This is a genomic window from Hymenobacter sp. BT491 (assembly GCF_014349165.1).
In the GTDB taxonomy this organism is placed as follows: domain Bacteria; phylum Bacteroidota; class Bacteroidia; order Cytophagales; family Hymenobacteraceae; genus Hymenobacter; species Hymenobacter jejuensis.
Map to the genome: position 1 here is coordinate 25,719 of NZ_JACSJJ010000009.1, position 12,372 is coordinate 38,090.

The 12,372-nt window shown below is 61.6% G+C and carries 13 protein-coding genes; 6 read left to right on the forward strand and 7 right to left on the reverse strand.

Annotation, left to right across the window (positions count from 1 at the left end; translation table 11 throughout):
- Positions 1-67: 67 nt before the first annotated feature.
- The gene (locus H9I52_RS21835) at positions 68-505 is read right to left on the reverse strand and encodes a BON domain-containing protein (RefSeq protein WP_187455628.1); all 438 of its coding nucleotides are present in this window, start codon (positions 503-505) and stop codon (positions 68-70) included.
- Positions 506-913: 408 nt separating this feature from the next.
- Between H9I52_RS21835 and H9I52_RS21840 the strand changes: the two genes are divergently transcribed.
- The gene (locus H9I52_RS21840) at positions 914-1,090 is read left to right on the forward strand and encodes an IS1096 element passenger TnpR family protein (protein ID WP_187455629.1); all 177 of its coding nucleotides are present in this window, start codon (positions 914-916) and stop codon (positions 1,088-1,090) included.
- A 9-nt stretch (positions 1,091-1,099) separates the two neighbouring features.
- Positions 1,100-1,417 carry a recombinase family protein gene (locus tag H9I52_RS21845; RefSeq protein WP_187455630.1) on the forward strand — a complete coding sequence of 106 codons (318 nt, stop codon included), beginning with the start codon at positions 1,100-1,102 and terminating at the stop codon, positions 1,415-1,417.
- A 334-nt stretch (positions 1,418-1,751) separates the two neighbouring features.
- Here the strand turns inward: H9I52_RS21845 and H9I52_RS23150 are convergent, their stop codons facing one another.
- Together H9I52_RS23150 and H9I52_RS21850 are read right to left on the reverse strand one after the other, a co-directional pair.
- The gene (locus H9I52_RS23150; protein WP_262386185.1) at positions 1,752-1,877 is read right to left on the reverse strand and encodes a hypothetical protein; all 126 of its coding nucleotides are present in this window, start codon (positions 1,875-1,877) and stop codon (positions 1,752-1,754) included.
- Positions 1,843-2,793: a replication initiation protein gene (locus tag H9I52_RS21850; RefSeq protein ID WP_187455631.1), complete on the reverse strand. Its 951-nt coding sequence runs from the start codon at positions 2,791-2,793 to the stop codon at positions 1,843-1,845. Before H9I52_RS21850 ends, H9I52_RS23150 begins: the two co-directional genes overlap by 35 nt.
- Positions 2,794-3,533: 740 nt before the next feature.
- Here H9I52_RS21850 and H9I52_RS21855 point away from each other — a divergent pair.
- Positions 3,534-3,866 (forward strand): hypothetical protein, encoded by a 333-nt coding sequence (locus tag H9I52_RS21855; RefSeq protein WP_187455632.1) that lies wholly within the window; start codon positions 3,534-3,536, stop codon positions 3,864-3,866.
- 83 nt (positions 3,867-3,949) lie between these two features.
- Positions 3,950-4,357 carry a DoxX family protein gene (locus H9I52_RS21860; protein WP_187455633.1) on the forward strand — a complete coding sequence of 136 codons (408 nt, stop codon included), beginning with the start codon at positions 3,950-3,952 and terminating at the stop codon, positions 4,355-4,357.
- Here the strand turns inward: H9I52_RS21860 and H9I52_RS21865 are convergent.
- Positions 4,354-5,244 carry a cation diffusion facilitator family transporter gene (locus H9I52_RS21865; protein WP_187455634.1) on the reverse strand — a complete coding sequence of 297 codons (891 nt, stop codon included), beginning with the start codon at positions 5,242-5,244 and terminating at the stop codon, positions 4,354-4,356. The two genes, H9I52_RS21860 and H9I52_RS21865, sit on opposite strands and share 4 nt — an antisense overlap.
- A gap of 306 nt (positions 5,245-5,550) precedes the next feature.
- Here H9I52_RS21865 and H9I52_RS21870 point away from each other — a divergent pair, with 306 nt between their 5' ends.
- Positions 5,551-7,659 carry a heavy metal translocating P-type ATPase gene (locus tag H9I52_RS21870; protein WP_187455635.1) on the forward strand — a complete coding sequence of 703 codons (2,109 nt, stop codon included), beginning with the start codon at positions 5,551-5,553 and terminating at the stop codon, positions 7,657-7,659.
- Positions 7,660-7,792: 133 nt separating this feature from the next.
- Here H9I52_RS21870 and H9I52_RS21875 read toward each other — a convergent pair whose 3' ends face one another.
- Positions 7,793-9,856 carry a HelD family protein gene (locus H9I52_RS21875; RefSeq protein ID WP_187455636.1) on the reverse strand — a complete coding sequence of 688 codons (2,064 nt, stop codon included), beginning with the start codon at positions 9,854-9,856 and terminating at the stop codon, positions 7,793-7,795.
- A gap of 255 nt (positions 9,857-10,111) precedes the next feature.
- Here H9I52_RS21875 and H9I52_RS21880 point away from each other — a divergent pair, with 255 nt between their 5' ends.
- Positions 10,112-10,786 carry a DUF434 domain-containing protein gene (locus tag H9I52_RS21880; RefSeq protein WP_262386186.1) on the forward strand — a complete coding sequence of 225 codons (675 nt, stop codon included), beginning with the start codon at positions 10,112-10,114 and terminating at the stop codon, positions 10,784-10,786.
- 148 nt (positions 10,787-10,934) lie between these two features.
- Here H9I52_RS21880 and H9I52_RS22895 read toward each other — a convergent pair whose 3' ends face one another.
- Together H9I52_RS22895 and arr are read right to left on the reverse strand one after the other, a co-directional pair.
- Positions 10,935-11,126 carry a hypothetical protein gene (locus H9I52_RS22895; RefSeq protein ID WP_222940606.1) on the reverse strand — a complete coding sequence of 64 codons (192 nt, stop codon included), beginning with the start codon at positions 11,124-11,126 and terminating at the stop codon, positions 10,935-10,937.
- Between the two features lie 404 nt (positions 11,127-11,530).
- Positions 11,531-11,968, reverse strand: coding sequence for an NAD(+)--rifampin ADP-ribosyltransferase (arr, locus tag H9I52_RS21890; protein ID WP_187455639.1), 438 nt, complete (start codon positions 11,966-11,968; stop codon positions 11,531-11,533).
- Between the last annotated feature and the right edge of the window lie 404 nt (positions 11,969-12,372).

Here is a 12,372-nt window from a genome sequence, read left to right on the forward strand (position 1 = left end):
AGCGAGCGCGAAGAGCGCGAGACGTTTATTCGGGAGATCAACCTTTGAGACGAAATTTGGGCGCTTTTTAGAGGCGTTTCTCTATGGTCGAGGTGTCTAATAAAACCACCCGTTTTTCCGACCACGAGGGCACTTCCCCCAACACCATCACGACACCCTCGCGGGCGGTGTAACTGATTTCGTATTGGCTGGCCACCGCATCCTGAAGCAGGGTTTCCTCGACGTCGCGGCGCAGGGTAGAATCCGGCAGCTCCGTGGCGGGTATGGCGATTTTGTTGCGCACACTCCGAACCCCGCGCACGGCCTCAGCAATTTGCTCGGCCCGTTCGCGCGATAGCAAGTTGTCGGTATGCCCGGACAAGGTGACGATGCCCTGAGCAGTAGCCACGTCGACGAGGTGAGCCGTGACGCCGCTCTTGCAGCTCAATAAGCACTCGATGGCCGTAGTGATGTCGCTATCGGCCATGACTTTTTGGGTCTCCAGCAATGATTCGAAGGTATTCATGGCCTTGGGGAGATGTGAATGGCAACCAACCGCACTTTGCCGGCCCCGAGCATCAGCAGGACGAAAATGACGAACCGGCAGCGGTCACGGCATGACGAAAAGCCCATGCTCGCATGACTTTTATCAGCTTCTTGCGGCCTGCCTCCCGAAAGCAACCGTATGCGGGGGCGCCTATTGCGCTCCTTCCGGTCCTAGGCCGATTACCTTTGGGACTTGGTGATTGGTGGGGACGGGTAGTGGGTTTCCACCCGGCGCAACATTGGCGGCGAACTGGCTTCTTCAGCGCCACATCGAAAAAACCAGACTCGCCTGGTCGGGTACCGTATGGAGAGCATCAAAAAGGGTGGGGCAGTCGGGGTCAGCAGCTTCTTCGGCTAACTTGGGAAGCCGTACTTGTCGGTGAAGACCATGACTCCATCAACCCTTGTTTCACCAGTTGACCACCTAGCGGTGGGCTACGAGCTCAAGATTCATCTGCTAGGCATCAGCTCGCAAATCAGCCGGCGCGTGTTGGTGCAGGGCGACACTATCTTGGCTGAGTTGCACCACATCTTTCAAGTGGTTTTTCTGATACAGCGAGAATAGCTTTGCGCCATGCAACAGGCGGTTATTTTCGTGCGCGCCTCCAAGAAGGAGCAGGGTTACCAACGGCAGGTGGAAGACCTGCGCGCCGTGGCCCAGAGCCAGGCCGTCCAGGTCGTGGCCGAGATTTCGGAGAAGATTAGCGGAGCCAAGCGGAATCAGGACTGGGAGGGGATTCAGCAGTTGTTGGCGCTGAGCCGGCAAGGAGCCATTCAAAAAGTATTGGTCAGCGAGGTCTCGCGCCTGGGCCGCTCCACGGTGGAAGTCCTGCAGATTGTCGAAGAGCTGACGCAGTTGGGCATCAGCAGTTTGGTACAAAAGATACTGTGATCAAAAGCTAGCTTTTAGCTCAAATTTTTTAGTTTAGCTTCTGTCAAGGAGAACCGTAGGCTCATCCTGTGGAGCCTTAGCCCCCTCAGGGAGTTGGGGGAGCTAAGACGGTTAGCTTTACCCCGGCAAAGCCTTTAGAGTGACCTCCAGTGCACCTTTTGAGGTTTAAGTGAAAAAACTTTCCCTGAAGCAAGCGGTGACGCCGAGCCCGCTACAGGTTAATTTCCGGCCGCGGAACGTCTTGTACTTCTTAGAATAATTAAATAGAAACCAGGCACTTATTTTTCGGCTCATCAGCTGGTCAGTACCCACTAAAAACTTATCCTAAGCTCCATTATTTGAGCGTGGGATACAGCCCGGGAAACTCGGTTTTCAGCAGGTTGATGGCCGCGCCCCCGAGGTTGTCGAATACCTTGTTGCCGGCTTCAAAGTCCCGCAGGAGGGGGTGACTGACTTTCATGAGCCGGGCAATGCGCGCTTCGTCGTCGCCCATGAAGTCCAGCACGTGTTGAATCTGGGCGGCGGTCATCCGAAGCTTTTGCAGCCGGGTCACGATGCGCTGGTGCAGGGTGGGCAGCTCGGTGGGCAGCGCCAGGCTCATCTGCTTTTCGGGGGGGCCGTACCTTGCTCGTCGTGGTCACCGGCGTCAGCGGTTGCCCGTCTTCGGACAAGCGGGTCTGAGACTTGGGAATGGAAAAGCGGATGCCTTTGACCTTCTTGCCCTCCTTGACGGGCTCGTAGGTGACGACCCACCCCAAGGAGTGCAGCTCGCGCAAGGCGGGCTCCAGCACGTAGCGCTTGAAGTCGTAGAAAAGGGTGTAGGTTACGTCGTTGTCGTCGCCGAGCACCTGCTTGCGCAACGTGTCGAAGTCCACTTCCCACAGCCCCACGTCGTCCCAGGACTTGAGCAGCCAATACAGCCGGTGGGCGTGCGCCGACTTGAGCGTAAGCAGCGTTTCGATTTCCACGTGGGTGTATTGCTCGGCCAGCTGCAGCAGGAAGGGCTTGATTTCCGGGGCGAAGTTGCCCGTCAGATAGCCGGTACCTTCGTTCAGGTCGATGTAGCTGATGATGGAGTAAGCCGTGAAGCGCTTTTTGTTGCCCTTCTGCGACTCGATGCTCACCACCTTCGACATGAGGCTTTTGCAGGCGTCGCGGATGGTTTCGTACACGCTGCCGCCCTTTTTCTGGGTCAACACCCGACGCAGCGGGATGGAGATGCCGGGCAGTTCGGTCTGGTCTTGGTGAATGCAGCCCAGGGCCAGCGCGAAGATGCGTGCCTCTACGTGGGTGAGTTTCAGCGGCGCCCGAACCAGGGCGTTGGCCTGGTACGCGCGGGGGTACAGGGCAGCAGCAGGGGTAGGGGTGGGCACCATAGACGAAAGGTACGAGGTCAGGAGTGGACCCGGAGATATACGGATCAGCGTGAAAAGCCAGCGCCTTTCACGCAAAAGATTACAGAGTGCCGTTTCTCACGCAATTGGCCTGAAGCTCTTCGGCACCATTTTTCACGCAGATGGTGCCATTTCTCACGTAGGAGTGCCGTTTCTCACGCTGCAGAGTGCCGTTTTTCACGCAGAAAAGTCACGTAACTATTTTTTAATCAATTAGTTACGTCACCCTGAATATAGAATATAAAAGAATAGCTTTAGAAAACAGAAGACTTTCTGATTTTTTTTGAAAAGTAAGTCTTCTCTGCTACCAAGGCGGTGAGCTTAATTCCCTGCTAAAAAGGCTTTTAGAAAGGTCAGGAGCTGGATTAGGGTTTCGGGAAGGCAAGCAGGGATCGGGAGCAGCTCGCCTAGGATCTCACTGGGCATCTGCGTGAAAAATGGCACTCTCAATCGACCATGCTCCTTTTCCGGTTCGAAATCTCCGGAGACGATCTGCGTGAAAAATGGCACTGCCCGGATGCTGCCAGCACGGCTGGAACGCCGGCCAGCATCCGCTGCTGGCGTTCTGCGGCGGCAACCCGCCTTACGCGAGCGCTTTTTCAGAAGCCAAGACTTCTTGTGGCAAGCAACCTTTCGATGCCTGGCTCCGAGTATGACAACGAGCCTATCGTGGGCCCGCCCTGCTTCCGGGTGGGAAGCCAGCTTTTCTTTAGTGCCATGAAATGCGGTTGGAAAATAATGCTGCCGGCCCTAGGGCTGCTGGTGGGAGCAGGGGCCTGCGGCAAAGACGAGACGACGACCCCGGGCAGCACGACGAATTCCACGACCAGCGCCTCGACGACGAGCCCGGCGGCGGGCTCGACCACCACGGGCACCGGCAGTACCACAGCCAACACCGGCACTACCACAGCCGGAACGACGAGCAGCACCACGAGTGGCACGACCACGGCCGGCACCACCAGTGGGAGCACGACCTATTCGACCACCGGCAGCACGACGTATTGAAGGGCGTCCGCACGAAGGATTCGCCGGGCATGGGCGACCGGCCCGCATAGCAAAAAAAGTCGGGCGCCGAGTAGCAGAAACCAAGGGGGGATACGTAAAAAGGATAACGTTCTATCCTTAAGGCATTTATCGTATGAACGCTTCCACTTATACCTCGTACGCGTATGCGTTGCTGCGCCTCGTGGCCGGCTTGCTGTTTGCCCTGCACGGCAGCCAGAAGCTGCTGGGATTTCCCGGCGACGGCCACCCGGTACCCCTGGGCTCGCTGATGGGCGTGGCCGGCATCATTGAGCTGGTGGGCGGCCTGTTGATTATGGTGGGGCTGTTTGCGCGGCCGGCGGCGTTCCTTGCCAGTGGCGAAATGGCCGTGGCGTACTTCATGGCCCACTTTCCCCAAAGCCCCTGGCCGGCGGTCAACCACGGGGAGCCCGCGATACTTTTCTGCTTTCTGTTTTTGTTGATCGCGGCCGCCGGCGCCGGAGTCTGGAGCCTGGATGGCCTGCGCAACCGACGGCTCCCGGGTACGGCCGTCGCGGCCTAGCCGCGCGGCTCAATGTGCACGAGCACGTTGTAGACGACTGGCTTCGCCTGCATGATCGTGGCTTTGACGGCGTGGGCGATGGCATGCCCTTCCCGCACCGACAGATCGCCGTCGACGATCACGTGCAGGTCGGCAAAGAACTCAAAGCCCATTTTGCGCACGTAGCACTTCTCCGTAGCCACCACGCCGGGCACGCTTTCCGCCAGGGCGCGGATTTCCTCGGTCCAGGTGCCGGCTGGCGCTTCGTCCATGATTTCGCCGAAGGCCGGGCGGAAGATGTGGTAAGCGTTGTAAACGATGAAGCCGCAAGCCACCAGTGCGGCCCAGTCGTCGGCGCTTTCGTAGCCGGGCCCGCCGAGCAGGGCGATGCTGATGCCAATGAAGGCGGTGCCCGACGTGATCGCGTCGGCCCGGTGGTGCCACGCGTCGGCCTTCACGGCGCTGCTGTCCACTTCGTGGCCCACGCGCAGAACCCGGCGGTACAGGGCTTCCTTGAGGGCGATGACCCCGCCCAGCACGGCCAGCGTAAAGGCCGCCGGCAGCGGATGCGGCGTCTGAATCCGTTGAATGCTCTCGTAGGCGATGTAGGCGGCCGCCGCCAGCAACGCCCCGGCCACGGCCAGCGCGGCCAGGGGCTCGGCTTTGCCGTGGCCGTAGGGGTGGTTCGCGTCGGGCTCGCGGGCGGCTGTGCGCAGGCCCAGCCACACGATCAGCGAGCTGAGGATGTCGGTGCCGGACTCGATGGCGTCGGCCACCAGCGCGTAGGAATGGCCCAAAATCCCCGCCATGCCCTTGCCCAATACCAGCGCCACGTTGGCCCCGATGCCCAGTAGGGTAGAGGCTTGGCCGCGCTCGGCGCGTTGGCGGTTGGTCACGGAAGGTTCCATCAAGAATGGGGAGGAAGTGGAGTAGGGCAGGCGAAGGTACCGTGTTGAGGCTGCGCCACCCGAATATGAGGACGGGAACGTGCCCGAACCGCGATTGGTTTCCCAACCCCTTGCGTGGGCTTGCGTAGGTTGGATCGATGCCCTTTTCACCCGGACGCTGCCCCGCCTGTGGCAACCAACTCCAGGCGTCTTGGAATGCCCGGGGAGAGTCTTCCGCAAGCGCCAGGCTGTTGTATGCCCCGCAGCTTGCCGTTCACCCGGCAGCCGCCTTTTTCTTTCACCGTTGCTGCATCCGCGGCCTTGCTCATGCCTGATCCTACTTCCCCCAACACCAACGAAGAGCTCAACACTGCCAAACAGGTTCGCCTCAACAACGTCGGGGCGCTCAGCCGGGTGCAGCTCACGCCCGAAGCCGCCACCGAGCCCCAAGGCCACGACGTGTCCGGCCACGACCACGCCCCGGGCGAACTGAGCCCGGACGAGGACGCGGGAGAGGCCCAAGCGCACAACCACAACCACAACTTCGCCAACAGCAGCCCTTACGCGGGGCCCGGCGTCAGCTTCGCCCTGCTGGTAGCCGGCATCGCCCTGGACTACTACCGCGTCGGCTGGTTCGCCGGCGCCGTGCGGCCCGGGTGGTATGGCCTGGCCTTTTTGCTCGTGGGCTGGAAAGTGATGCGCTCGGCCGTGCAGAGCCTGCCGTCGGGCAACGTGTTCAACGAGTTTCTGCTCATGAGCCTGGCCACGCTGGGCGCCTTTGCCCTGGGCGAGTACCCCGAGGGCGTGGCCGTGATGCTGTTCTACACGGTGGGCGAGCTGTTTCAGGACGCGGCCGTCAACCGGGCCAAGCGCAGCATCAAGGCCCTGCTGGAAATCCAGGCTACGGAGGTCACCGTCGTGCGCCACGGCCAGCCCCTGGTGCTGGATCCCAAAGCCGTGCGGGTAGGCGACGTGATGGAAGTCCGGCCGGGCGAGAAAGTAGCCTTAGACGGCACGCTGAACGCCACGGCCGCCAACTTTAACACGGCCGCCCTGACCGGCGAGTCGGCCCCGCAGACCAAGCAGCCGGGCGAAATGGTGCTGGCGGGCATGATCAACCTCGAATCCCTGATTCAGGTCACGGTGACGGCCGCCTTTACGGACACCAAGCTCTCGAAAATCCTGGCGTTGGTGCAGGATGCGGTGGGGCGCAAGGCCAAAACTCAGCAGTTCATCACCCGGTTTGCCAAGGTTTACACGCCCATCGTGGTGGCGTTGGCCGGGCTGCTCGTGGTCGGTCCCTACGTCGTGGTGGACGACTACGTGTTCCGCGACTGGCTCTACCGGGCGTTGGTGTTTTTGGTCATTTCCTGCCCCTGCGCGCTGGTCATCAGCATTCCCTTAGGCTACTTCGGCGGCATCGGGGCCGCCTCAAAAGCGGGCATCCTGTTCAAGGGCTCCAACTTTCTGGACGTGCTGCGCGAAGTCGACACCGTGGTGCTGGACAAAACCGGCACGCTCACCCAGGGCGTGTTTGCCGTCCAGCAGGTGCAGCCCGCGCCGGGCTTTCTCCCGGAGCAGCTGTTGCGCCTGGTCGGGGCCCTGGAAACCAAATCGACCCACCCCATTGCCAAGGCGGTGGTCGCCCACGTGGGGGCTGCCGCCACGGGGGTAAGGGTGGAAAATGTGGAAGAAATTGCCGGCCACGGCCTGCGCGGCAAAGTTGACGGCCGCGACGTGCTGGCCGGTAACCTCAAGCTGCTCAACAAGTTCGGTGTGGTCTATCCGGCGGAGGTGGATCGGGTCGTCGACACCCTCGTCGTGGCGGCCGTGGACGGCCAGTACGCCGGCTACCTGACCGTGGCCGACGCCCCGAAAGAAGACGCGGCCCGCGCCGTGCAGGAACTGAAAGCCGATGGCATCACCAAAATTGTCATGCTCTCGGGCGACAAGGACAGCATCACCCAGCGCGTGGCCAAAGAACTGGGCATTAACGAGGCTCACGGCGGCCTGTTGCCGGAAGACAAGGCCCGCTACGTGCAGCAGTACCTGGCCGACGGGCGCACGCTGGCCTTCGTGGGCGACGGGGTCAACGATGCGCCCGTGGTGGCTTTGGCCGACGTGGGCATCGCCATGGGCGGCCTGGGCTCGGATGCGACCATCGAAACGGCCGACGTGGTGATTCAAACCGACCACCCCCACAAGATCGCCACTGCCCGCCGCATCGCCCGCGCCACCCACGCGGTGGTGTGGCAAAACATCTGGCTGGCCTTCGCCGTGAAAGCTGTGGTGCTGGCCCTGGGGGCCGGCGGCCTGGCCACGATGTGGGAAGCCGTGTTCGCCGACGTGGGCGTGGCTTTGCTGGCCATCCTGAACGCGGTGCGCATCCAGCGCATGTCCTTCGCCCGCGACCCCATCGCCCCGCCCCGGCCTTAGTTGGTGATCTGCTTCGTCCTTCTGGCTTGGCCCGCCGCCGGGCGATGGGTGCTCGAGGAGGCGCCCGCCATCCCGGCCCTTGGAGGTGGCAAGGGTCGAAGGCGCCCGCAGGATAACTACTTGGTAGTCAATGCTATAGATGCTGAGCGCTTTCGGCGGACAACAAAGCCGTAGGCGCCCCGGAATACGTCAGCGTGAGCTGGTGCATGGCCCGGGTGCAGGCGACGTAGAGCATACTCTTGTCCACTTCCGTGCGGTAGTTGCGGGCGGAGGCAAAGGGCACGATCACCGCATCAAACTCCAGCCCCTTGGCCAGGTGGGCCGTGGTCAGGATGACGCCTTCTTTGAAGGTCGTGGACTCTGAGGTAAGCAATTGAATTTCAAGGAATTGCAATGCACTATGGGCCTGTTTGGCTTGTTGCAGCGTTTTGCAGATGATGCCCAACGAATGCTGGCCGGAGCTTTGGAAGGCCGTAACCAGCTGCCGGATTGCGGCCAGCTCCTCGTCAGGGTTGGCAAAGCCGGCGACCACGGGCTCCGGGCCGTGCCGTTCCAGCGGCAGGATGTCGGGATTCGGGGTGATGCGCTGGGCGAAGGCCGTGATTTCGACGGTCGAGCGGTAGCTGCGGTAGAGCTTGATGACCTCGGCTTGCGGAAAGACGCGCTCGATGGTTTCGGCCGACGACGCGCTGTACGGATTTACCGTTTGGCTGACGTCGCCCAGGATGGTCTTGCGGCACCGAAACAGCCGCGACAAGACGGCGTATTGCACCGGGGTGTAGTCCTGCATTTCGTCCACGAGCAAATGCTTGACGTGGTCGTAAGCGGTGAGGCCTTCCAGGCGGATGCGCAGGTAAATCAGGGCAAAGACATCGGCGTATTCCAGGGTCAGGCGGTGGTCGAGCTTCAGCAGCTCGGGCCGCCCGAGCCAGCGGTAAAAATCCCGGTACAGGTCCAGCACCTGATGAAACCGGAACATGCGGGGCAGGGCTTCCCCGATCGTCGCTTTCTCGCCCCCCGTCAGCTTGCGGCTGGCGGCGTCGCGCACGTACGCCCGGACGTCCTCGGCGACCAGCGCAAACCGCTTTAGGAGCGGCACCCGGTGGTAAGCCTTGAATTTCTGCTGGATGACGGCGGCGGGCACGACGGTCCGGCCGACCCGCAGGTCGGTCACGGTAAAGTATTGATTCTCAATGTGAAGCAAGTACTTGTTCAGCTGGCTGAGGAATTCAAACGAAGATTTGAACCGGATGCGCTCGATGAACGCCGGGTTGTGGTTTTCCAGCAACGCGGACACCTGCTCGAAGAAAGTCTGAAACGGGTATTTGGTGTCGAGCAAGTCGGCCGCCAGCTCTTCCATGACGAGCTCGGGGATGTGTTCTTCCCCCAGCTCGGGCAAGACGTTCGAGATGTAGTCGGCGAAGACTTTGTTGGGCGAAATGATCAGGACGTCTTTGGCCGCGATGGTCTCCCGGTAACGGTACAGCAGAAACGCAATGCGGTGCAAGGCAATGGAGGTTTTGCCCGAGCCGGCCACGCCCTGAATGACCATCACCGGCGCGGTCTCGTTGCGGATCACCGCGTTTTGGTCGCGCTGGATGGTGGCGACGATGGTCTTCATCTTGTCGTCGGCGGACTGGGCCAGCTCGCGCTGCAGCACGTCGTCGTGGATGTTCACGCCGCTGTCGAGCAGGAACTCCAGGCGGCCGTCGCGGATCTTGTACTGCCGTTTGAGCGCGATGTGGCCCCGGACCGTTCCGGAGGGGGTGGCGTAGGCGGCTTCCCCCAGCTCGAAGTCGTAGAACAAGGACGCGATCGGGGCCCGCCAATCGTAGATCAGGTTTTGGCGCTGCTGCTCGTCGAAGAAGGAATGCACGCCGATGTAGACGGGTGCGGCAGCCTGGTTCGCGGGGGCGAAATCGAGCCGGCCGAAGTACGGAGACTGGCTGAGTTTGAAGAGCTTGCGTTTGCGGGCCACGGCGGCTTCGCCCGTAAAGGCCATGCGGTTGATGGACTGACCGGCCGCCACCATGTCGGCGTCGTCCATGCCCGACTGGTGCTCGTGGATGTACTGTTTTTTCTCCCGGAGCTCGTCGGAAAACTGCCGGACGGCGTCGTCCACCCGCCGAATGGCCAGCGTCAGCTTCTCCTTAATTTCTTCCAGGTATTCTCTTTCTTCTGATTCGGTGGCGTTCATCACGGGCGGCCTGTAAAAAAGGACTTCAAAGGTGAGCGCAAATTCCGGTCTGGCGAAGAGTTGCAGGCTTTTTTATTAAGTGAATTTCGCGCGGCCCGCGACCCGCTCCCGCGGGCAACCAACAGGCAGGTCGCCCCCGGATGAGACCTCGAGCAGAGGTTGTCCGTAGTGCAGTGGTAGAGAAAAGCCTACCCTTGTGCAATAACTTACGCATGCGCCCTGCCGACACACGCCACCGGGGGCCTCATCCGACCGATGCCCGCTTGTTTGCGCCCGCGTGGGTACCGGTGCTGCGCAGCGCCGTCCAAGAACTATTCCTGGCTGTTGACGCGCGGGTACCCCCCGAGTGCCACGCTTAAACTGGTCGGCGACCGCTACGCGCTAACCGAGCGACAGCGCGGGGGCGTAGGCCGCGCTGCTTGTTCCGATGCGCAATACCGCCAGCGCGCGGCCACGCAGCTACCGCCCACGGCGGTGAAGGGGCTACCCCTTGCCATCGACGGCTTCAACTTGCTCATCACCCTCGAAACGGCCCTGAGCGGCGGCGTGGTGCTGCGGGGGCGGGACGGCGCCTTCCGCGACCTGTCCAGTGTCCACGGCACCTACCGGGCGGTGCAGGAAACGGACCGGGCCCTCCGGCTCGTAGCCGACGTGCTGCGGCCCCTCGAACCCGGGCCGGTGCGGTGGTTGCTCGACCAGCCCGTGTCCAACAGCGGTCGGCTCGCGGCACGCCTGCGCGCCCTGGGGCCTACGTTGGGTTTGCCTTGGACAGCCGAGGTCGTGCTGAATCCCGATCGGGAGCTGGCCGAAACCACGGACCTTGTCGTGACCGCTGACTCGGCCGTGCTTGACCGCGCCGGCGCCTGGCTTAACCTCTCGGCCCTGGCGTTGGCCGCCGCGCCGCCGAATTGGCTACTCGACTTGGGGTAGGGTAGTAGCGGGGCGAACGTGGCTAGTGGCTAGCCGGGCTCATGGGCTGGTTTCGACGCGTTTCTACGGGGCAAGTCAATGGTAATACCTGGCTGTTACGCCGGCCCCGCCACCGGGGCCCGCCAGGTGCTGGGTAGCCGAGGGCTAGCTACTTGATTCGCCGGTAGGTGAGGTTTAAATCGGGCTCCCAGTTCGTGCCGTCGTGCGAGATCTCTCCTCGGCTGAGGATGGTATCGCCCTGGTCGGCGAAGGTAAATGCATAGCGTTGCGAAAATTCCGGCCCGCTGCGCCACCAGGTCCACCCGTTGGCTTGCAACATCACTTCGTATTTGCGTGACACTTGCCGTTCGTCAAAATAGAGCAGGAAGTATTCCCCCTTGGTGTTGTCGCTGCCCAAAATGGCCAGGCCCGCGGGGATTTTGCGCTCCTCACTGGTCGAATGCAGGAGTATGAAGGCGCCGCCTTCCAGCCAGCGAAAGGACGCGCGGCCGTGTATTGGGAAGGTGGGGGTGGGAGCCGACGGTTTCCCATTCCCCCACCAAGGCCCCAAAGGGTTCGAGCGCCGGATTGGGAAGCGCAGCGCCGGGGTCCGTGTTTTGCAAGGGGTTGTCGTTCATGTGGTTACCTGTATGCAGCTGCTCTTTGTTGCCCGAAGCTCATTCGCGCTTCTCCTCTTCCCCTTTCCGGTTTCGACTTCCGTCTCCTTCGCTCCCCTGGAATCAGGTCCCTTCCCTTGGGGGCAAGTTAATTGATGATTTCGGCGCGCGCATCCGCCGTGAGCCGCGCCACCTTCTCGCGCCATTGTTGCAGTTTTCCCGGCGGGAGGCGCTCCCACTCGGAAACTTCGCCCACGATTTTCAAGGGCGCTTGGCTGCGGTAGGAGCGGGTCGGATTGCCAGGGAATTTCTTGTCCGTCACGTTGGGGTCATCTTCAAAGCGCCCCGTCGGTTCCACGAGGTACACTCGTTCCCGGCCTTCCCCTCGGGCCAAGGCCGCCGCCAGGCCGGCCCCGTGGACCAAGGCGGTAAAATAAATGTGGTTCATGATCACGTCGGGGCGATAATTCGACCGGAACCCGGCGGTCAGCAACTCGCCCACCTGCAACTGGGCTTTCGTGCCGTGGTAAAAAGGGCCGGGGTCCGCGGGGGACTCAGAACGGAGGGTTCCAGCGAGGTCTGGCATGAGAAAAGACGTTGGGGTGGAGGAAATAGGCGTACGCGACAGGCTGCTTCGAGCGGAGAGGGAAGATGCTAACTGCCCTCCGCAATTCCGCACGGGGTACCACTCTTGGAGTACGGTTTGGCGGCTGGTCAGCCCCATCAACCCGCGGCAAGCGAGGGCATTCTGCTGTAGTAATACGACCACGCAGGCAAGAGGGTAGCAGCAGGTATCGGCGCTTTTGACGGTAGTAATCAGACAAAAAACTAAGATACGGGTTATCAGAATTTTGATAACCCAAACGGTGCTCACCCATCCCCGAAGTTATGGGCGCCGTTTCGTCCCCGCCTGCGAGGCGCCCTCCTCATCTGGCCACCGTAACCCCCCGCAACCCAGGGAACTACAAAGCCGCAGAGCTAGATACCAAC

What these genes read in the sequence shown, in the direction of transcription:
- H9I52_RS21835 (WP_187455628.1), bottom strand. Translation starts at nt 505, where the DNA reads ATGAATACCTTCGAATCATTGCTGGAGACCCAAAAAGTCATGGCCGAT.
- H9I52_RS21840 (WP_187455629.1), top strand. Translation starts at nt 914, where the DNA reads ATGACTCCATCAACCCTTGTTTCACCAGTTGACCACCTAGCGGTGGGC.
- H9I52_RS21845 (WP_187455630.1), top strand. Translation starts at nt 1,100, where the DNA reads ATGCAACAGGCGGTTATTTTCGTGCGCGCCTCCAAGAAGGAGCAGGGT.
- H9I52_RS23150 (WP_262386185.1), bottom strand. Translation starts at nt 1,877, where the DNA reads ATGAAAGTCAGTCACCCCCTCCTGCGGGACTTTGAAGCCGGCAACAAG.
- H9I52_RS21850 (WP_187455631.1), bottom strand. Translation starts at nt 2,793, where the DNA reads ATGGTGCCCACCCCTACCCCTGCTGCTGCCCTGTACCCCCGCGCGTAC.
- H9I52_RS21855 (WP_187455632.1), top strand. Translation starts at nt 3,534, where the DNA reads ATGCGGTTGGAAAATAATGCTGCCGGCCCTAGGGCTGCTGGTGGGAGC.
- H9I52_RS21860 (WP_187455633.1), top strand. Translation starts at nt 3,950, where the DNA reads ATGAACGCTTCCACTTATACCTCGTACGCGTATGCGTTGCTGCGCCTC.
- H9I52_RS21865 (WP_187455634.1), bottom strand. Translation starts at nt 5,244, where the DNA reads ATGGAACCTTCCGTGACCAACCGCCAACGCGCCGAGCGCGGCCAAGCC.
- H9I52_RS21870 (WP_187455635.1), top strand. Translation starts at nt 5,551, where the DNA reads ATGCCTGATCCTACTTCCCCCAACACCAACGAAGAGCTCAACACTGCC.
- H9I52_RS21875 (WP_187455636.1), bottom strand. Translation starts at nt 9,856, where the DNA reads ATGAACGCCACCGAATCAGAAGAAAGAGAATACCTGGAAGAAATTAAG.
- H9I52_RS21880 (WP_262386186.1), top strand. Translation starts at nt 10,112, where the DNA reads ATGCCCGCTTGTTTGCGCCCGCGTGGGTACCGGTGCTGCGCAGCGCCG.
- arr (WP_187455639.1), bottom strand. Translation starts at nt 11,968, where the DNA reads ATGCCAGACCTCGCTGGAACCCTCCGTTCTGAGTCCCCCGCGGACCCC.